The sequence below is a fragment of the Paenibacillus sp. P36 genome, assembly GCF_045866505.1.
Classification (GTDB): domain Bacteria; phylum Bacillota; class Bacilli; order Paenibacillales; family NBRC-103111; genus Paenibacillus_E; species Paenibacillus_E chondroitinus.
Window position 1 is genome coordinate 5,927,022 of the sequence record NZ_AP038372.1, and the last position, 20,877, is coordinate 5,947,898.

At 45.7% G+C, this 20,877-nt stretch carries 16 protein-coding genes; 5 read left to right on the forward strand and 11 right to left on the reverse strand.

The window, feature by feature from the left end:
* Positions 1–174 precede the first annotated feature (174 nt).
* From ACKTT9_RS26535 to ACKTT9_RS26555, 5 genes are all read right to left on the reverse strand, one after another.
* Positions 175–1,008: a carbohydrate ABC transporter permease gene (locus ACKTT9_RS26535; protein WP_157326108.1), complete on the reverse strand. Its 834-nt coding sequence runs from the start codon at positions 1,006–1,008 to the stop codon at positions 175–177.
* A complete protein-coding gene (locus ACKTT9_RS26540; RefSeq protein ID WP_407868262.1) occupies positions 1,005–1,955 on the reverse strand; it encodes a carbohydrate ABC transporter permease in 951 nt (316 codons plus the stop codon). Before ACKTT9_RS26540 ends, ACKTT9_RS26535 begins: the two co-directional genes overlap by 4 nt.
* Positions 1,956–2,042: 87 nt before the next feature.
* The gene (locus ACKTT9_RS26545; RefSeq protein WP_407868263.1) at positions 2,043–3,485 is read right to left on the reverse strand and encodes an ABC transporter substrate-binding protein; all 1,443 of its coding nucleotides are present in this window, start codon (positions 3,483–3,485) and stop codon (positions 2,043–2,045) included.
* Between the two features lie 145 nt (positions 3,486–3,630).
* Positions 3,631–5,466 carry a sensor histidine kinase gene (locus ACKTT9_RS26550; protein ID WP_407868264.1) on the reverse strand — a complete coding sequence of 612 codons (1,836 nt, stop codon included), beginning with the start codon at positions 5,464–5,466 and terminating at the stop codon, positions 3,631–3,633.
* Positions 5,467–5,485: 19 nt separating this feature from the next.
* Positions 5,486–7,096, reverse strand: coding sequence for a response regulator (locus ACKTT9_RS26555; RefSeq protein ID WP_407868265.1), 1,611 nt, complete (start codon positions 7,094–7,096; stop codon positions 5,486–5,488).
* Positions 7,097–7,389: 293 nt separating this feature from the next.
* Between ACKTT9_RS26555 and ACKTT9_RS26560 the strand changes: the two genes are divergently transcribed.
* Positions 7,390–8,340 carry an iron-hydroxamate ABC transporter substrate-binding protein gene (locus ACKTT9_RS26560; protein ID WP_407868266.1) on the forward strand — a complete coding sequence of 317 codons (951 nt, stop codon included), beginning with the start codon at positions 7,390–7,392 and terminating at the stop codon, positions 8,338–8,340.
* A gap of 64 nt (positions 8,341–8,404) precedes the next feature.
* Here the strand turns inward: ACKTT9_RS26560 and ACKTT9_RS26565 are convergent, their stop codons facing one another.
* From ACKTT9_RS26565 to ACKTT9_RS26575, 3 genes are all read right to left on the reverse strand, one after another.
* Complete coding sequence (locus ACKTT9_RS26565; protein WP_407873119.1) at positions 8,405–9,292, reverse strand: SDR family oxidoreductase; 888 nt, start codon at positions 9,290–9,292, stop codon at positions 8,405–8,407.
* A gap of 143 nt (positions 9,293–9,435) precedes the next feature.
* Positions 9,436–10,263: a sugar phosphate isomerase/epimerase family protein gene (locus ACKTT9_RS26570; RefSeq protein ID WP_407868267.1), complete on the reverse strand. Its 828-nt coding sequence runs from the start codon at positions 10,261–10,263 to the stop codon at positions 9,436–9,438.
* Positions 10,264–10,279: 16 nt separating this feature from the next.
* Positions 10,280–11,473, reverse strand: coding sequence for a Gfo/Idh/MocA family protein (locus ACKTT9_RS26575; protein ID WP_157326115.1), 1,194 nt, complete (start codon positions 11,471–11,473; stop codon positions 10,280–10,282).
* 124 nt (positions 11,474–11,597) lie between these two features.
* Between ACKTT9_RS26575 and ACKTT9_RS26580 the strand changes: the two genes are divergently transcribed.
* Positions 11,598–12,443 (forward strand): AraC family transcriptional regulator, encoded by an 846-nt coding sequence (locus ACKTT9_RS26580; protein ID WP_407868268.1) that lies wholly within the window; start codon positions 11,598–11,600, stop codon positions 12,441–12,443.
* Between the two features lie 30 nt (positions 12,444–12,473).
* On the opposite strand, the gene ACKTT9_RS26585 is transcribed toward ACKTT9_RS26580, so the two are convergent.
* Positions 12,474–13,877, reverse strand: a complete 1,404-nt coding sequence (locus ACKTT9_RS26585; RefSeq protein WP_407868269.1) for an MATE family efflux transporter — start codon at positions 13,875–13,877, stop codon at positions 12,474–12,476.
* Between the two features lie 99 nt (positions 13,878–13,976).
* Positions 13,977–14,576 carry a TetR/AcrR family transcriptional regulator gene (locus ACKTT9_RS26590; protein ID WP_407868270.1) on the reverse strand — a complete coding sequence of 200 codons (600 nt, stop codon included), beginning with the start codon at positions 14,574–14,576 and terminating at the stop codon, positions 13,977–13,979.
* 169 nt (positions 14,577–14,745) lie between these two features.
* On the opposite strand from ACKTT9_RS26590, the gene ACKTT9_RS26595 reads away from it, so the two are divergent.
* Positions 14,746–15,393: a peroxiredoxin-like family protein gene (locus ACKTT9_RS26595; protein ID WP_407868271.1), complete on the forward strand. Its 648-nt coding sequence runs from the start codon at positions 14,746–14,748 to the stop codon at positions 15,391–15,393.
* A 98-nt stretch (positions 15,394–15,491) separates the two neighbouring features.
* On the opposite strand, the gene ACKTT9_RS26600 is transcribed toward ACKTT9_RS26595, so the two are convergent.
* Positions 15,492–19,448: a PA14 domain-containing protein gene (locus ACKTT9_RS26600; RefSeq protein WP_407868272.1), complete on the reverse strand. Its 3,957-nt coding sequence runs from the start codon at positions 19,446–19,448 to the stop codon at positions 15,492–15,494.
* Between the two features lie 724 nt (positions 19,449–20,172).
* Here ACKTT9_RS26600 and ACKTT9_RS26605 point away from each other — a divergent pair.
* Both ACKTT9_RS26605 and ACKTT9_RS26610 read left to right on the forward strand, forming a co-directional pair.
* Complete coding sequence (locus ACKTT9_RS26605) at positions 20,173–20,469, forward strand: hypothetical protein (protein WP_407868273.1); 297 nt, start codon at positions 20,173–20,175, stop codon at positions 20,467–20,469.
* 48 nt (positions 20,470–20,517) lie between these two features.
* Positions 20,518–20,688, forward strand: coding sequence for a hypothetical protein (locus ACKTT9_RS26610; protein WP_407868274.1), 171 nt, complete (start codon positions 20,518–20,520; stop codon positions 20,686–20,688).
* Positions 20,689–20,877 lie beyond the last annotated feature (189 nt).

A 20,877-nucleotide genomic window follows, 5' to 3' on the forward strand; every position in this document is an offset into this window, starting at 1 on the left:
TATTGAATTTTAGCCGTGACATGCCCCTTGGTAGCTACTGTCTGCCATCTAAACAATGACTTAGCGGAATGAACAGCCTGCTGCTACACATTTGCTTATCTATGATGCTGATCATTCCGTTCATGAGGACCACCCCCTTAAGGTAGTTAACTTCGCGATTCGATTATGCAACGTTCATCCCTTCACACCGGTCATCGCAATACCTTCTACCAAATGTTTTTGCGCAATGAGGAATAAGACCAAGGACGGCAGAACAACTACACTGGTTGCCGCCATCATGTAATTCCACTGTGCAGAGTACGTTCCTTGGAACAAGGTCAATCCAAGCATCAACGTATAGTTTTTCTCGCTTGTGATAAAAACAAGCGGTCCCAAGTAGTCGTTCCAACTGGCCAGAAACGTCAGCAACCCTACAACAATCATCGATTGCTTGCCGATTGGCAGTATAATTTTCCAATACGTCAGGAAATGGCTAGCGCCGTCGATTTTAGCCGCCTCGTCCATCTCTTTCGGAATGGACATGAAGAACTGGCGAAGCAAGAAAATGTTAAACACACCACCGCCAAACCAAGCTGGAGCAATTAACGGAACAAAAGAATCCGTCAGGTTCAATAATTTCCAACCGATAAAATGAGGGATCATAACGACGAAGAACGGGAGCATTAATCCGGTCAGAATGACGCCAAACACTCGGTCTCTGCCAACCCAGTTAATTCTGGAGAAGCTGTAAGCGCAAAGTGAGCTGCTTAATAAGACACCAACAATGGAAAGCCCTGTAACGATTGTGCTGTTGAGAAAATATCTATGGAATGGATGGCTGCTTAGTGCGGTCTTAAAGTTATCCCAATGAATGGTCGTTGGAAGAAAGATCGGGGGACTTTTAAAAATCTCCCCCATATCTACAATCGCTGTGCGAACCATCCAATAAAAAGGGAATAAGCAAATGAGACTGCCGATTACTAAAATGACATACACAAGAAGCAGCTTGAATGAACTCCTATTTGTCATTTGCGGTCTTCCTGCCCTTCGTAATACACAAGAGATTTTGAAAATTTGAAGAACACCCAGGTGAACAATAAAATAATCAAGAATAGAAGAACGGCACTCGCGCTTGAGGTACCAAAATTCGAAAATTGAAAGCCTTCTCTGAACAGATAGAGAACATATAAGTAACTCGCTTTATTAGGTCCCCCTTGCGTCATTACGTAAGGCTGAACAAACGTTTGAAAAGCGTTGATAAAACCGATAACCGTATTGAAAAATATAATGGAAGAGCTCATAGGCACCGTAATATAAACCAATTTTTGAAAGCTGTTCCCACCGTCCACTTCAAGCGCTTCATACAGATGAGCCGGTATATTCTGTAGCCCTGCCAGAAAGATGACGATCATGTTTCCAGTGGTCCACAAACTGATGAGAATTAAGGTCGGGATCACGGTTGCATCGGACGACAGCCACAAGGATGTTGGCAAATGAAACGTTTCAAGTAGGAAATTGACGACGCCGAAATTCGGCTGCAGCAGCCAAAGCCAGATCATTGAAGACGCTGCTAGCGGAATGATAACAGGCAGATAAAATATGGCACGAAAGACCGTTCTTCCTCTTATTTTCATATTCAGTAAGATGGCAATGAAAAACGAGAAAATGATACCTGCAGGCACACTGATCATGACATAATAGAAGGTAGCCCTGACGGCTGGATAATAGAAAGCGTCTTTGCCTGAAAGCAGGTGTACATAATTATCAAGTCCAACAAACTGAGGAGCGGAGACAATATTATATTTCGTAAAGCTTAGAAACACGGTATAAAGCACGGGACCAACTACGAAAATGAGAAACCCAAAAAGTACGGGAGAAGCAAACAATAAACCGTTGAAAAGCTCGCGAGTGACTCTTTTTTTCAGCATCTTCTTGGATGTCGATACAGCCAGTTTATTCTCAGTACTAATCTCCATCGCTATCTCTCCTGCTATCATTTGTTCGATTAGCCGGCACGAAGGCCGACTAATCGATAAATCCATTGCTAATCTCCTATTCAGTCATTAGTTAGCGCCAAATCGGCCTTTAATCTCCGGTTGAACTTTCGGAGCTAAATCTTTGAGCGCTTTTTCCGCCGTTGATTTACCAAGCCATACAGGGTCAAGGGCGGAGAAAGTCATATCCGTGACTTTACCGAAATTCATCAAATAGTAACCGGCGCTTGCCACCCCATTATTCAACAAGTTGTTCATAAAGGCGTCTTTGAAGCCTTCCGGATGCGCAGGATTATTTTCCGCCCATTGTGCTACAAGTGCAGGATCGGTGTACCATTTCTTCATCGTTGGCATCCACAATCCGCCTTTATACAAATCAATGGCGCCTGCAGGATCAGCCAGGAATTTGGTCAGCATCCATGTTTCTTCCAAATGTTTCGTCGATTTGTAGATAACGCTCGCACCACTAATGCCCATTGCGATGCTTTGCTTCATCTTCGGTAGGGCCCCAATGCCGTAGTTCACTTTTGCCGCTCCAAGATCAAGATTGATCCATTGTCCATGCATACTCATTGCGACGATTTTGGATTGCAGCGCAACAGCTTGAGACGGAATCGACTTCATTTGAGTCGGGGATGGAGCAACATGATATTTATTGATCAGATCTGCAAGTCTTTGCACCGCTTCAATTGCTTCCGGTTGGTCGAGTGCGAATGTTTTCCCATCTTTCGAGATGATATCGCCGCCGTTATTCACGACTTGAGCCATTATCGGCCCCCACCAGCTTTCAAAAGATACACCGAATTGTTTGATGTTATTAGGATCAAAACCCGGGTCAGCTGCATTTTTACCATTTTTATCAAGTGTTAACTTCTGCGCTGCTGCTACGAATTGATCCCACGTCCATGCATTTTCAGCCTTCGCAGGAGGAGCCTCCACTTTTGCCTCTGCAAACAAATCTTTATTGTAGAAAATAGCAAATGATTCTGCGGCTGAACTTATCGCATACGTGTAATTAGGTTTTGTGCCGTTGAACCAAATATAGTCTAGGAAGTCCGATTTTTTAACTTCCTTGTCGTTTGCGAACAAATCGTTGATGTTAACGAATTTTTCTTCATTTTGCCATGCTTCCCCTAGCTCAGAGTGCATATAGCCGGCATCCGGCGATTCATTACCAGCCACCATCGCTGTAATTTTTGCGTCATAATCCGATTCAGGAATGAACACGGGATCAACCGTAATCCAAGGATATTTTTCCGTGAATTTTTTCGTTGCGTTCTCGATCGCTGTTTTTTCTTGCGGGCTCCCCCAATAGGTATACTTTAATTTAACGGGTTCTTTCTTCGCTTCCGGTGTTGCAGCAGCTTCTTTGCTTGGTTGAGGCGCCGTCGTTCCCGCTGGTGTTACTGCCGCCTCTTTCGTACTCGTACCGGTCGTACATCCGGTGAGCGTTATCATGGATGCAAACAAAACCACGAGAGATCGTTTCATCATTCTTTTTTTCTGTAACAATTTGCTTTCCTCCCTTATCGCTCTAGGTTCTTCATAAGGTTTGACTTATGTAATACCACTATAACGAATGCGCTTACATCTTGGATATTCGAAAGATTTTGGTTTAGTGGACTATTCTTATATTTTCAATAAAATTGACGCCGTACTAAAAATTGTCCACACTGCTCTCGAATTTGCGAAATGGAAACACAATATGCACACTCGTACCTACGCCGACTTGGGAGTCTATCGCGATTCCATACTCTTGCCCGAACAACAGCTTAATCCGTTTGTCTATATTGCTAATCCCAACATGCTCCGAATCGTTTTTCATGATATGCTTTCTTTGGGAATCATCCATTCCCTTGCCGTTATCCTGCACAGTAAAATGCACCATCGATTCGTTATGCCATCCGATAATTTGAATCATACCGCCGTTCTCAAGCGATTCAAATCCGTGAATAATGGAGTTTTCTATGATGGGCTGAAGAAATAGTTTAGGTACCGTGCAGTTGTCCAAGGAGGGGTCAATCTCGATTTGAACGCCAAAGATACCTTCATAACGAGTGCTCATGATATGCAAATAGCCTTTCAGCCACTTCATATCCTCTCGAAGAGGGACGACTTCTTTTTTATTATGTACGGTATACTCAAGCATCGTGGATAAGCTGATAATCATGCGGCTAATGTCATCCTGATTTTTATCAATAGCCATCCAGTTAATAATATTTAACGTATTGTAGAGAAAGTGAGGATTCAGTTGCAGATTTAAAGCCATAATCTCCGCTTCTTTCTCCCTTAATTTCACCTCGTAATTTTCGGTAATCAATTGCTGTATTTTCTCGTTCATCTGGTTGAATTTGGTGAAAAGAAAGCTGAACTCCTTATCCGACACAACCGGAATCTTCGTGGTGAATTTACCAATCCCGATTAAATGAGTCGCAACTAACAATTTCTTAATCGGATTTGTCAACCAGCCTGAGAGAAAATAGGCAATGATAACCGACAACACCATGAGAAAGATGCTCAGATAGAGCGTATACGTGCGGAGGTTCGATAAGTTGACAATCAGTTGATCATACGGCACGAAGGCTGCGGTGATCCAGCCCGTCGTTTGCATGCGGTCGAAGCAGACCAGCAGCTTTTTGCCGCCAATCGTCGTGATCGAGGATCCGCTTTTTTGCAGCATCGCGTCTTGAAACCAGTTTGAGTCTGCGTACGATTTGATGTGATTGGATTGCGAGGGAGAGATCACCCTTCCATCCTGGGAGAGGACAAAAGTAAAGGCCCCCGTTACAGGCAGGCTATCAGCGAACACGCTATTAAACATATCGATTTTTACATTAATTAACAGAACGGGCCGTTCGATGCCTTCACTCATGTAATGAATCGAGCCGTTTTGGAAATAGGTGCTGTTGATCGTACGGGCGGCCGCAAAGAAGCTATTCACATTGTTATTCAGAATTTCTCCGCTTTTCACGATTTCGGACACTTCGTAATTGGGAACCCAAACAAGCCCTCCTTGTGCATCCTTTGCATCCTTATACACGCTGGAATCCAGCACCTTCTCCTGAGAAATGGATACATTGTTGCTTCCAAAAGCATAGTAGCTCGTGAGCAGATTCGCTGAAAATATATCACCATTTTCAATAAAATACTGGTTTAATATTTCCTTGATCCGCTTGTCCATTTGAATTAATTGCATATCATCATCGGTGCTCATCGCGTTTAACAGTGTATATAATTCGACATTGGAAATGGTAGATAAGGTGCTTTCTTGCAGTTTATTTAGCCTGTTATCAATAATTTGATTATCTTTTTTGACAATTTCATAAATATGTTTACTGGCATTTTCCAGAATAATTTGAGAGCTTGTATTGTAATATTTAATGCCAATCACCACAGCCGGAACTGTAATAAGAAAAATATAAGAAATCGTTAATTTGTCTCTGAACCTCAGCTCACTCAGCAATTGACCTAGCCGTCTCAAATATTTCTTCATTGCCGCATCCACTCGCTTTTTATTTATTCGCGTTGAAAATGTTCACCGTAATTCGTCTGTACTCCTCAGGTGTGACTCCAAATTCTTTTTTAAATACGCGATTGAAATATTTCGTATCCTTAAAACCAATCAATTTGGATATCTCATAAATTTTGGAATCCGTCTCCTCCAGCAGCTCTTTTCCTTTTCTGAGCCGTGTTCGAAGCAAGTATTGGCTGAACGAAATGCCGGTGTTTACTTTGAAATAATGACTGAAATAACTCGTGTTAAAATAAAATTTGCTGGCCACTGCCTCCAGAAATAAATCCTCGGCATAATGCTCCTCGATATATTGCAAACACGTTTTGATAATCATTTCTTTTTTCCAATTTCTGGTTTTCAGAATCGTGTCAATCATCTCGCTCAACATATCGATAACGGAAGTTTTCATCATGGCATAAAAGGGGCTATGTTTTAACGTCTCCTCGGCCCTTCGCAATAAATCTTTGTAATAATCTTCAAGCATAACCTCTTTAAACTGATGGATCAGGTGCAGCACAATACGCAGAATAAACTCTTTAAAGGATTCAGGCAGCGGAAGCCCCTCATTGATTTGCTTTTCGAAAATGGCTGTGATCAATCGCACGGTTTTCTCTTTATCCGACTCCCGGACAGCATCAAGCAGCTCCTCTTCTTCTCGATATTTGGTGAGAACCCTACCGCTTGCTGCCGGTCTAATCTCATCCAACGAAAGAATGATAGCGCTACCAAGAAAAAATTGATACGATAAAGCCCGTTTGGCATCTTCGAAGGCTTGTTTAGCTTGCAGGATGATATCTTCGCATTGGCTTCCCAGCGCTATGGTGATCTCCAATCCGTCTTCCTTCATTTGTCGAATGCATGCGCGCAGCTTATCCTGCGTTTTAGGCGAGCAGATTTCGAATGAACGGGTGGATATGACGGTAACGAGAATGCTTCTTCTGTCCTCCAAGGAAAATGAAACAGAGCCTGCTGCAGGCCCCAATGTTTGCTCTATTTGCCCCTTAAGAAACTGTTTGGCCTGGAAATCATCGATATAATCCGCTGATCTAAACGCATTGATCTCTGTGAGCAGAATAGTGCCCGCCTCGATAGGAGGAAGTAATTTGCGCAATTCAGATAGACTTTTCCCCTCGATATGACCAGCAACCCATTGATTCATCAGATGATCATTGTAAATAGGGAGCGTTTGATTGAGCTTCATGAGCGCATTTTCATTTTCTTGCAGCTGCGTGTGATTGACGGCTATTTCTCTTTCAATCTTCTCCAACGTATTCTTCAAGGTCGCTGCATCAACAGGTTTAAGCAAGTATTCGCATACCCCTAAGCTAATGGCTTTTTGTGCATATTCGAATTGTCGGTAACCGCTTAATACGACAAGAATGGGCGGTTTCTCGTAGGCATCCAGATGTTCGAGCAGCTGCAAGCCATCCATCTGGGGCATACGGATATCGCTAAAAACAATATCAATGGGATTGTCAGCCATAAGGCCAAGCGCTTCATTTCCATTTTTCGCCTTAAATACATGGTATTCCGGCCTTAATTTCCCGATCAGATTCGCTAAACCATCCCTATGTCTAGGCTCATCATCGACAATTAATAGTCTATACATCGAACGACCCCTCTCTCTATTTCGTGCAAAAGGAACACATCGTGTAAGCTCCTAGCAACAATTTCACCAAAAACACGACATTCCCTGCTAATAAATTTGCATTCGACAAAGGTTCTATCCGTTTTTCAAAAAGCAACATTTTCTTCAGTGAAAAGTCGAAGATCCGCGCCGCTGCTTAAAACATGAGATTCTCGTTGACAAACTTACAGCTAGAATCTATATTTGTTTAGATGATATCGATTATCATTATCAATTATTGTGTGGTTTAGTTCCACCTATAAGGAGACTCCAAGATGAAAAACAAGCTTTTTATACCTATTCTCTTCGTGTTCATGTTCGCTATTTCCGCTTGCGGTAACCATATGGCGAGCAATAGCCCTGCAGCATCCCCACAAAGCTCGAACGCGCCAGCCGCTGCCAAAGAGGCTTCCGGCACGATGACTTATGCATCCGAGACCGGACCTGTTCAGGTTCCGGCGAATCCTAAGCGTATCGTTGCCCTGACGAATGCGCCGAACGTGTTATCGCTAGGCGGCACATTGGTCGGAGTCGACGAATGGACGAACAAGAACCCTCTTTTCAAAGAAAAACTGAGTGGCGTCCCTGTTGTTTCAGAGAATGAACTTGAGAAAATCATTGAGCAGAAACCGGATCTCATCATAACCGGCTCCGAATCGAAAAATATCGAAAAGTTAAAACAAATTGCGCCAACGGTCGTCTATACGTGGGGCAAACTGGACTATCTGGCCCAACAGCTTGAAATTGGCAAATTGCTGAATAAAGAAAAAGATGCGCAAACGTGGATCGATGATTTCAAGAAACGTGCGGCAGATCTCGGCAAAGAAATCAAAACCAAAATCGGTGAGCAGGCTACCGTATCCGTCATTGAAACAGATTCCAAGGACTTCTATGTATTCGGCAATAACTGGGCTCGCGGTACCGAGGTCCTCTATCAAGCGATGGGTTTAAACATGCCTGAGAAAGTTAAAAAGGATGCCCTTGGCCCAGGCTACTATGCGCTCTCTCAAGAGGTTATCCCTAATTATGCCGGCGACTATCTTGTCCTGAGCAGAAGCTCGGCAGCCAACAATTCATTCATGAAAACCGAAACGTGGAACAATATTCCTGCTGTCAAAAACAAGCACGTCATCGAGATTGATACGGAAGCTTCCACGTATAGCGATCCGACAACGCTTGAATATTTACTGAATATTTTCAAGGAAGGCTTCCTTGGCAAAAAATAATCTCATAGAAACGCCTTCTTGCAGGTAGCGGAGAAGGCGTTTCTTGTCATCTTGTCGTCTCGAATCAAGTAACAATCGAACCTCCATTCACGAACATAACTTGCCCTGATATGTAGGAGGCATCATCTGAAGCTAACAGTACGTAGGCAGGCGCCAGCTCAAAAGGCTGTCCTGGGCGCCTGAGAGGCACTTCGGTTCCAAACGTGGTTACTTCTTCTGCCGTAAATGCAGATGGAATGAGCGGCGTCCAAGTCGGCCCAGGCGCTACCGCGTTCACGCGAATGCCTTGATCGGCAAGCGAGAGGGATAATGAGCGGGTAAAGGAAACAATGGCTCCCTTGGTGGCCGTATAGTCAATCATCATGCCCATGCCTGAGAAAGCGGTATCGGATGTCGTGTTAATAATGGCGCTTCCCGCACGAAGATGCGGCAAAGCGGCTTTGGTCATATCAAAAAACGAGATGATATTCGTTTGGAAGGTATGCATGAGCTGCTCTTTTGTAATATCCAAAATGCTTTTTTGATGATACTGAACGCCATGATTGTTAACTAGAATATCCAATTTCCCATAAGTTTTAATTGTCGTATCCACTACGGCCAGACAGTTTTCCTCTTGTCTTAAATCTCCGGCGATTAACAAACAACGGCGCCCCAGCTGATTAATCATATGTTTCGTTTCGGCCGCATCCTGGTGCTCATCTAAATAGGCGATGGCGAGATCTGCGCCTTCCTTGGCATAAGCGATCGCGACAGCCCTTCCGATTCCGCTATCTCCACCTGTAATAATCGCCACCTTATCTCTCAGCTTCCCGCTCCCAACATAGGTCGGATTGTCTGATAATGGCCGAGGATTCATCAAATATTCGAAGCCTGGTTGTCGGTCCTGCTGCTGTGGTGGAAACACGATAGGAACATTCGTGCATTGCTGCTTCCAACCCATATAGGAATACATGAAATAAGTCACTGCCTTCGACTCCTCCCGATTTCAGCTGCCTATCTCACTTTATTCCACGGGATTTATAAACAGTCCATGATCTAAAAAAGAGCCAATCCATAATGGATTGAGCTCTATTTTTCTAACTTGTTATAAATGCTTTACTCCCACTGGTATTCCGCCCGTTCAAGCAGCTGCTTGAGTGCGCGGACCGCAGTGACAACACGTTTAGGATTACTCGCGTGCGGCATGTAATGCTGCAAATGCGGCTCTACAGACAGAAATCCGTCGTAGCCTCTCTCTTTTAGAGACAGCAGCAGTGCATCCACTTCTCCGTCACCCGCTCCTGCAGGAACAAATAGCTTCGGTTCGAATGTAGCATCCTTAATATGAATGTAATCCGTATAGGTTTGAAGTTTCGGATACGCGTCCTGCATCGGTTTAATATCATTCTTAACAAAGTTACCCGGGTCGAAAGCCATACGCAGGGAATCAGACGCGCAATGCTGTAAAATTTCCAAACAACGTTCATCCGACGTTCCGTACAAGTTATTATCATTTTCTAGAATGAGGACAACGTTGTTCTGTTCTGCGATCTCCGTCAATTGCTTCATTCTACGCAGCACTTCGTCTCTGCACGTATCGAGATCCGCATTTTCGGGCGGGTGGTAGGAAAATATACGAATGTACGGGGTTCCTAACACGTGTGCTGCATGAATCGCCTTCTGAACCGCTTCCACTTGGGGACCAAACTCTTCCGCAACCGGATATTTGCCGATGGGAGAAGCAATGGAAGATACCTGAAAACCGCGTTCTTTCAATATTTGACGAATGGAGGAGAGTTCCTCATCATTCAATTCCAAGACATTTTTGCCCCATACATTCCGCAGCTCGATATAGGAGACTCCTTCTTGCTGCAGCACGTCTAACTGTTCTTCCAAATCCTGCGAGATTTCATCGGCGAAACAAGTGATTTTTGCTTTAAGCATGGCTATCTCTCCTTTATTATTTACTGCTGCCGAAAGAAGCTGACATATCTTCTTGTGTCTTAGACTCTGTGACGACTTTTTTCACAAATGTAGAGGATTTGATCAGTTCGTCCAAGTGAGATTGGAAAGCATCGCCGTCAATTGGCACCTCAACAGGGCGCTTCTGGAAGGAAGACAGCATGATGCCATTAGCCAGCGTCAAAGAGCCCAGCCCCTCTGGACCTTCAGCAATCAAGTCAATCTCCTTACCCAAGAGACGGTCAACCAAACGGCCGGTTACGACATGATGGCCATTAGGAGCGTCCTCGTCTACTTCAACTTCTTCCGGTTCAATCTGCCAAGTGGCAAACTTTTGCTCAGTCTCTCTAGTGAACGTGAGCATCGATTGCTCATATTTATAGTGAAGCAGCTTACCGTTCTCCAGTACGAGTTTGCCGGTATCGCCGACGATTTCCAAGCGGTTTGTTCCCGGCAGCTCAGCAGTCGTCACAATTAAATGCCCGATCATCCCGTTTGAATGTTCAAAGTAAGCGGTTACTTCATCCTCAACTTCGATGTCATGATATTTACCGATATGCGCATGACCGGAAATCAGCGAAGGCAGCCCGAACAGCCATTGGTACATATCGAGTGTGTGCGGACACTGATTCGTCAGGATGCCGCCGCCCTCACCGGCCCATGTTGCACGCCATCCGCCACTATTATAGTAAGACTGGGAGCGGAACCATTTGGTATGAATCCAAGTAGCGCGAGTGAGTTGGCCCAACTCTCCGCTTTCCACAATTTCTTTAAGCTTTGCATAGAAAGGCAGCGTTCTTTCTTGAAACATAATGGCAAACTGGAGATCCGGATATGTCTCTTTAGCGGATTCATAAGCATCAATCATGCGGTTGGCATCATTGACATGAACGGCAATCGGTTTCTCACACATGACATGAATCCCGCGTTTGAAAGCCTCAATGGCAATGTATGGATGATCGTAATGGGGAACTGCGATAATGATGACATCCAGCCCGGAGTTGTCCAATAAATCCAAGACATCGTAATAAGCCGTCGTCCCATACGTTTTAGCATTCAAATCGGCCTTTTCTTTATCTACGTCACAAACGCCCACAAGCGTTACATTGTCCATCTCACTCAAATACTTCAAATGCGTATTTCCAATATTACCAATGCCAACAAGTCCAAATTTGATTTTTTGCTCACTCATAGGTAGTTCCCTCCCAAATCTATTGAATATCACACTATCATCCTATATCATTACAATTACCACTTCCTTGATGAAATTGCCTCAAAAGTGGATAAACTTGCTCTCATCACTGGAGGTCATTATCTTGATTTCGGATTACTTGGAACAGTTTGATGAACATGTGAAATTCCGCCATGCCATTCGGACAGCCCCCTTTAATGTTCATTTTCATTTGCATCAGGGCTGTGAGATCTTCTTTTTAATCCGGGGTGATGTGAACTATTTCGTTGACAAGACGATGTACCCCCTGGAATTCGGTGATCTCATCATTACCAATGAGCATGAAATTCATAAGCCTGCACTCACGACAGATGACTTATATGAACGGGTAACGATTGAATTTAATCCGGCTCTGATTGCTCTTTTTCAAACCGAAGACTTGAAACCGCTTCAATGCTTCTATGAACGTCCCGCCGGTGAAAAAAATAAAATCAAGCTTAGCGAACAACAATCCTCCGCCTTGCTTGATTTATTTACAAAATATAATGAAATCATCAACCATCCATTTCCAGGGGATTCCCTCGTGAAACTTGGCTGTTTGATTGAGATTCTTGTTCTGGTTCACCGGTTCTTTTATACCAACAAAGCAAACGAAAACGGCATGGATTTGCCGAAAAGATTGAGCCCCATCCTGGCCTATCTGGATCAACATCTCACAGAAGATTTGACCCTTGAACGGCTGGAGAAAATGTTTTTTATCAGCAAATATCATCTAAGCAGACTTTTCAAAAAACATACAGGCAGCACGATCCATGAGTACATCATCTACAAACGGATTGCGCTTGCCAAAAAAATGCTCGCAGATGGCTACAACGTTACCGAAGCCTGCATGGGGTCAGGTTTTAATGATTACACTGGCTTCCTCCGCATGTTTAAGAAAAAAGTAGGCGTGCTGCCCAAGTATTATGCGAGCAAACAAGCTCTTAAATGACCCCTGATGGAATGGGGCTTATTTCCTGGTTTATTTCCCGCCCGTAGGTTCGATCAAGCGGTGTTTGTACCACTTGTCGCCATAGTAGCGCCAGAGGAAAACAGCCCCGCGCACGCCCCATTCCAATTGCATAGCCGCCCAAACCCCGATAACGCCGTAGCCCAGAGTGATGCCGAACACGTAGCCGAGCACGACCCGAAACAACCACATGGTCAGCATCGAAGAGATCGAGGTGAAGCGTGAATCCCCCGCAGCTCGCAGTGCCCCTGGCAGAAGAAAACTGATCGACCATAACGGAATTTGAGCTAAGAAATTGACCAGCATAATGAGATACAGATCGTCCATAATCTCTGCCGGAGGGCTGAACATTCGTACAAGCGGATTAAAAAACGGAAGTAACAGCAGCCCCATTACTAAGAGACAGCCTGATGACAGCCACATGAACGACCTCGTAAATTTACGGGCATCCTGAATATTGCGCCTCCCAATACATTGACCCACCACCGTGACTAACGCAGTCGACAGGGCGATTGAAGGAATTTGCAGCAGCATGGCGATGACCGAACTGATCGCGTTAGTTGCAATCGCATAGGTGCCCAGGCTGACGATATAGATTTGGGTTAACATTTTTCCCCCGTTAAAAAATAACTGCTCCGCTGCGAATGGCAGCCCAATGAACATGATTCTCTTAAACATGGAGAAATTCCATTCGAGTACATCCTGAAGTTGAATTCGCAGGCTGGCGTCCATCCGCAGCAGATAGAATAATGCGCAACCGGCCGCTACATACCGGGAAATATTCACAGCCACGCTCAACCCTAGAACGCCCATGTCCAAATAATGGACAAATACGACATTGAGCAGCACGTAGGTAAGGTTCATGATCAACGACAACACCAAGGTCACTCTCGTTCTGCCGATCCCTCTAAGCGCTCCATTAACCGCTTCCTTGATCGCGATTCCCGTGTAGGAGATACAGCTGCCCACCAAATAGGTACCGGCATGGGAGAATACCTCCGGCTCCGCCGTACCGAACAGCACCTTCAGAATGGGATGATAAAACAGCAGAACGAGCAGGCTGAGCGCTACCGCAACCAGCGTAACCGCTGAAAGCGAGCTGGCCGCTGCTTTGGAAACCATTTTATCGTTCCCGCTGCCCTTATACTGCGCCACGACGACTGTACCGCCGGTCGCTATGGCGACAAAAACGTTTACCAAAAACATGTTGAGCGAATCGACCATACTTACGGCGCTGATCGCCGCCACGCCCGATGAACTGATCATCGCGGTGTTCACCAAACTTAAGCCGACAAGAAAGGCTTGGTCGATGAGGATCGGCAGAAATAACGAGATGACCTGCCGGTAATCAATCGATTCCCCTGAAAGATATTTGTTTAAAATAGCATGGCAATAAGCCTTAAATCGTACCATCATGCTAAAGATTCACTTCCCATCCGTATTTGTCCGCAGTCCCCAGTATGCTGATTCGAATTTCCTGAGATGATTCGAGGTGCCGGGAGCAGGTGCGGCCGTTCAATGAACATTCAAACAACACTGCTGCAGGTACGAAGTGAAGCTGGCCATATTCCTATGCATATGCCTGCTGTTACCTTCTAGCTTACTCAACATAATGCCTCCTTCCAATAAGGAAAGGGCAAACGTAGCCAATGCATCTACATCCAAATCCCCCTTAAATTCCCCCAATCGTATGCCTTCATGAATAATGTTCTTCATCATATCCAGAGTAGTGGTAAGGCTACGCTGCGCTCTATCACGCAATATCGGATGAGTGTCATCACTCTCTATCGCTGTGTTCTGCAAGGGACACCCGCCGATGAACGGGGGATTGTCCGCAACGTCTTCATAGACATGGAAAAAAGCGAGCAATCGCCCCGAGGCAGACTCCTCTTTCTCCATAGCTTCGGTAAATCTCCTGCCGACTGTACTAGCCGCATATTGATAGGCTTCGAGGGCAATTTCGTCTTTACTGCTAAAGTGGCGATAAATGCCTCCCTTCTTAATGCCGGTGGCGGCAATAATATCGTTTAACGATGAACCCGCATATCCTTGTTGATTAAAAAGCTCAGCAGATTTCATGATGATGTGTTCCCTGGTTCTATCTCCTTTTTTCATAAGCCCTCCGAGCAAATCGTAGTCGATAATTCATTATAACAAATTTTTCGAGGGATCCATTGCCATTTATTGGATGTATGCTACAATTAAAAGATACCATACGGTATCTTATTTTTAATGAGACCCAGAGTAAAGCGCCAAAATTCCATTCAAAAGGGAGCGTTGTCCCATGTCGATGAACGAACAATTGGAACAAACCAAAGCAGGTTTTATCGCGAAAGTGCCTGCATTGGCTCAAGAAAATATTTTTCGTCATATCCAGGAGCAGCAGCAATCCGGTATCTTTTTTGGTCTGAATAAGGGGGATCAAGCCCCCGACTTTACATTAACCAATCCGCTCGGAGAGCAAATAAACCTTTATAAAGAGCTTGCCAATGGCCCCGTTATTCTCATCTTCTACCGGGGCGGATGGTGCCCGTTCTGCAATGTCCAGCTTAGAACTTATCAGCTATTGCTGCCTGAAATTCAGAAGGTCGGCGGCCAACTGGTTGCCGTTTCTCCGCAAAGCCCCGACAACTCGCTGTCTCAGATGGTGAAGGAGCAGCTTACGTTCCACGTGCTAAGCGATCCGAACGGCCATGTAGCTGACAGTTACAACCTTTTATTTGAACTGCCTGAGTATCTTCAAAATACGTTTACGGACATACTTGGACGGGATCTCGCCAAGTTCAACGCAAGCGACCGCTGGGTACTGCCGGTTCCGGCGACTTACCTCATTGACAGGCATAGCATCATCCGTTATGCCCAGGCCGATCCCGATTTCATGAATCGGGCGGAGCCACAGGAAATGATCGATCTTTTGAAAAAGCTCGATTGAAGGGAACTGGAGTCTTCATAATTAGGTAAATAACGGATTGTAGTTCCCTCCAAATAAAAAAATGGAATCATGCTAAAAAAGCCATGATTCCATTCCGCTTATTGACTCAATACCTTCTGTGCCATTTTCGCCAGATCTTCAACATCTACTTTGCCATCGCCATTTAAGTCTGCTGCTCTAGCAATATTCCAATCCGGGCTGCTGCTATTTTTCCCATAATGAGTGGCCAGGATTGCCAAATCACCAATCGAATATCTACTGTCATGGTTCAAGTCGCCATCTGAGACATATCCCTCAATGCTCACTGTAAGCTCAGCAGGCACGGCTTCTGTCTCCACACCTTTGTCATCGGCCAAGATTGCTTTGAGCACCGAGATGTTACCGGAGGAGTTCGGAGAACCCTTCGCTTTCAATTGCAGCGTAACCAGCTGTGTTTCATGCTTGCTTCGATCATCTCCCCCGATATTCGCGAGCACCATGCGAACGCTGCCCTTGTGATCATCGACATAATGAACAACGGCAATAGCGTCTGCAGCCGAGTCTACCTTCTGCAGTTCAAACAAATCTGCTGCATACTTCAACGTAACATCTGATCCATAGACCGAATTTGTAACACTGGATACACCAAGCTTCACCGCGAACGTCGAACCTTCATTGACAAGGCTTGCTCCGTCTAAAGTCATGTTCGGTTGTACCGCATCTTCCATTTCAGTCACACGAATATTATCGAACGTTGCATTAGCCTTGTATGTGCGTACCCCAATAGCACCTTCTGTGTAGGTACCGTCAACCGCACTAGCCACGAGCTTATCATCGACATAAACATCAATGTTTGGTCCCTTCGCTACAACCTTTAATCGGTAAACCGTATCTACGGTGATCGAAGGAAGTGCTTTATTCGCCAGTTCTGTCCAATTGTTATTCAGCTTGCCCACTTGAACACGACCAGCCAATGTAATGCCCGCATAATATCCTTGCAAGTTATCCGTTCCAACCGTTGGATTATTCACTCTGAATATGACACCGGCATTAGCTAAATTAGGGCTGGCACTCATGGAGATATCCGTCTCATAAGTGAAGTCTTTGAATTTCGTATCGTTAGCCACAGCTTTGTAACCTTCACCGTTAATTACGGTGTAGTTGCCGTTAGCAGCACTCCACTCACCGCCATAGGTCGTCCAACCATCTGCATTCCGATCATCAAATGTATCAACAAAAGGCAGAGGATTGTTGGCTTTATCAAGAAATTGCTTCGTGGCTGCATCCAGCGCAGCTATCGCTGTTTTAATGCCGTCCGCGGTAGTTTGTACATTGTCGTACACAGCTTGTGCGCTTACTATGGCCGCTGAGAAAAGATTCACGACTTGCTGCTTATACTGTCCCGGTCCATCGCCTACAACGGCGTTATCACGAAGTTGCTTCGCCGCTTGAATGCTGGTCAGGAGATCGGACTTATTGCTACTCCCGATTAATTCCCTATGTGCTGCGGCAACGCGAGCGAAATCAACCTTTTCCACTTTGCGGTCGTAGCTTAAAAGTCCATTGATTTCGTATTCGACATCCGAGATTTGAGTGTATACGGCCGCACTAAGTCCTGGTTTATCTTTAAGTGTTTTGATCGTATTGATATAACGAATATACTGATCCGTTAACTCTTCTTTCGTGTTCATCGCCAGTCCGGCATACACGGTCAAAGGACTGAATTCATGCCCTGGCACGCGAAGTCCTACGCCCCCATATTCGCCAAGCGTGGCTGCCCGATAGTCCGAAGGCGTCGGCGACTCGGGTGCAGGATATTTGTGCCAATCCAGGAAATGTCCTGCTTTGGACTCATTGGCCCCGCCTCCGGCATCATACCAACCGGTAACTCCATTAATAAGGCGAGTTGGATCTGCTTTTATCGCATGTGCAATTGCCTCTCGGGTATAATCACCGCCGTTGTCGAATTGCCCCCACCCTTCATTAAAAACAATATAGACAATGATGGAAGGCGAATTCTGCAATTGCTTCATCATTTCATCGAATTCTTTGTAATATTGCGGTTGAGCTGAGACATCTCTGCTGGTTCCACTTGGCATGTCCTGCCAAACGAGAAGTCCCAATTTGTCTGCCCAGTAGTACCAACGGGCCGGTTCAATCTTAATATGTTTGCGGATCATATTCATATCCATCCGCTTCTCGGCTTCAATATCGAACTTCAATGCCTCATCGGTTGGCGCTGTATACAGGCCGTCCGGCCAATACCCTTGATCCAAAGTTCCCATTTGAAAAACGAACTTCCCATTCAGCAATGGACGCTGGATGCCATCGACTTTTCCCAGCTTCACTTCTCTCATTCCGAAGTAACTGTCAACGTTATCGATGATTGTTCCGCCATCCTTCAAAGACACTTTGAGATCATAGAGGAACGGGTCGTCCGGTGTCCACCATCTCGCATTCGGTACTGGAAGCTGCAATTCAGTACCTGCGTTTCCGCTAATACGACCGACTTCAACGCCATTTTTTAGTGCTATGGCCTCTACGGTTTTACCTGTCCCATTTACCGCATCAACGGTTAGCTTCAGCTGACCATTCCAAATATCCGGCACCATATTCATCCGGTCAATGCTTGCGCTAGCGACAGGCTCCAGCCAGACGGTTTGCCAGATCCCGGACACCGACGTATACCAGATGCCTCCTGGTTGTACAACGGTTTGTTTCCCTTTAATTTGATCACCTTGGGTATCCGTATAATCGAGTACATGAACAATTAGCTCATTTTCCCCAGGTTTCAACTGAGCTGTGATATCGAAACTGAATGACGTGTAGCCGCCTTTATGGCTTCCTACCTTTGTTCCGTTTACATAGACGTCCGTTTCGTAATCCACTGCGCCAAAATTCAACTTCACATGTTGGCCATTCCAATTTTGCGGCACCGTGAAATTTCGCTTATACCACATAAGCTGCTCTTGGCGTTGGATGCCTGAAAGCCGGGATTCCACGGCAAACGGTACCGTGATGTTCTCTTTCAGCGTTTGACCTGTCGGAAGGGCGTCCCCTTGCTTGGCGGGTTGGAATTCCCACTTCCCATTCAGGTTTAGCCACTGATCGCGAACCATCTGCGGTCTTGGATAATCCGGCAACGGATTATTCGAATCGACTTGGCTTGCCCATGGCGTTTCGATCTGATAGGTGGAGTCATTTTTGATTGCAAGATAAAAATCTTTGAGTGGCTTACCGCTCGCAGCATAAACAAGAGCGCCGCCTCCTGTATATCCGATATTGGCCATTGGAGCATCTTGACGATACATCGGATATTCAAACTCTATCTGAATCGTTTTCGGATCACCGGCTTTTAAACCCGCCGATTTGATCGGCCAATCCTTCCCGAGCACATTAGCCGAAAGTTGCTTGCTCGCATCGCTGCCTAGCTCCGCTAACGCCTCCGCAAATGTGAATTCGGCATGCAAACCATCAGGCAGAACCGATCCGGCAATAGGCCCGCTATTCTCAAAATCGGCAGGCAGCGTGAAGGCTGTCGCAGGTACGATTTGCTTCGGCACACTTGGGCTGCCCCATCTTAGATACAAATTGGACCCGCCGTCATTCTCGAAATACTCCACTTTAATGTCGTATTTCTTGCCGGCTACCAAGGCAATCGGACTGCTTGTTTGTTCCTTATCCCAGTCATTAACCCAATGATCAATGATTAGTTTGTTGTCGATCCATAGTCTGAAACCGTTGTCACCAATCATCCAGAACGTATAATTTTCAGAGAATTCAGGTGTAATCTGCCCTGTCCATCTCACATTCACGTGATTGTTCTGCCCTACCAGCGTTGTGAATGCTCCTTCCAATGAACTAAAATTAATGTACGGATCGACCACCGTCGTAACCAAGTCTTCGAACCTAAACTCATCGGGTCCCGAGTTCTTGTAATAATCAGCTTTTAAACCATAATTCGTTGCATTGGGATTGGAATCTGCCGCATGACTTTTGGATAAACTATACGGAAGAATCATACAGATCAGCATAGAAAAGATAAATAACTGCACAAGCCTTTTGGTCATTTTCATTTGTACAATTCTCCTCTTTTGAATTACTGGATTTACGGGTTATAAAATGAGTCTTCTTGCATATGCCTCCTCTCCTTTTCAACTTGGCATTACCCTCAAATCAAAAGTGAGCGCATCTCAAGCATATATGTCCCTCTACTCATTTGTATTTACAGATTTCAGGCATTTCTTGTAATTTTATGGCAATCTATTGTGGCGGCACATCACATTACACCTGGCGGCCGTCTATTCAGACTGATCGCTTTGCAGCAACTGCTCCCACACCCTGCGATTTGCATAAAAGTTGAACAAAGGTTTTGCTTAGAGGAACTAGGGTACTCTATTTGATGGAAAAGAGCTGTTTTTATTTCCGAGCGGAACTGCTGGATCTTATTTAGCCACCATGACCTGTTATTCGCGTAAAATTGGCAAAATAGTGGACTGCAGTTCCCTTCCAAAAACTACGAGCAAGGATAACGCAGTTTTCCCGCTATTTGCACGGCGCAGGCGCGGTGTAGATGTGTGTGACATTGGATGAAATCCAATGTCAGTCGCAAATAATGGCCACCGCCATCGCTATATTGCATTTTGTGCAATATTAAGGCCTCAGTTCGGCCGCTGTAGCCTTCTACGTTGTACAAAGTACAACGATTTGGGCAGGATAGCGCTGTTTTCGCGCTATTTGTACTGAATTCATTGTACTTTGTGCAAGGAAGAGCGCGGTTGTGGGGGTTAAAGCTGTTCTATGGTGTACAAAGTGCAACATAGACATGGGAGCGAGGGGCCGAGCGCTAAGCGGCGATGCGGTGTGGGTATGGTCATTTGGTGCGAGGCGGGCATGCTGAGCGGGTTGGTCACTTGGTGCGAGGCGGATATGCTGAGCGGGAGGGTTACTTGGTGCGAGGCGATCATGCCGAGCAGGATGGTCATTTGGCGCGAGGCGGGCATGCTGAGCGATATGGTTACTTGGTGCGAGGCGGGCATGCTGAGCGATATGGTCACTTGGCGCGAGGCGGGCACGCTGAGCGGGATGGCTACTTAGCGCGAGGTGGGCATGCTGAGCGGGTTGGTCACTTCGAGCGAGGCGATCATGCCGAGCAGGATGGTCATTTGGCGCGAGGCGGGCATGCTGAGCGATATGGTCACTTGGCGCGAGGCGGGCACGCTGAGCGGGATGGTCATTTGGTGCGAGGCGCGCACGCTGAGCGGGATGGTCACTTGGTGCGAGGCGATCATACAGAGCGGGATGGTCACTTGGTGAGAGGCGGGCATGCTGAGCGATTTGGTTACTTAGCGCGAGGTGGGCATACTGAGCAATATGGTCATTTGGTGCGAGGCGATCATGCAGAGCGGGATGGTCACTTGGCACGAAGCGATCATACAGAGCAAATTGCTCACTTCACGTTAGGCGACAAAAAAAGCCCAAGACGAGTGTCTTGGACTTTTTTCA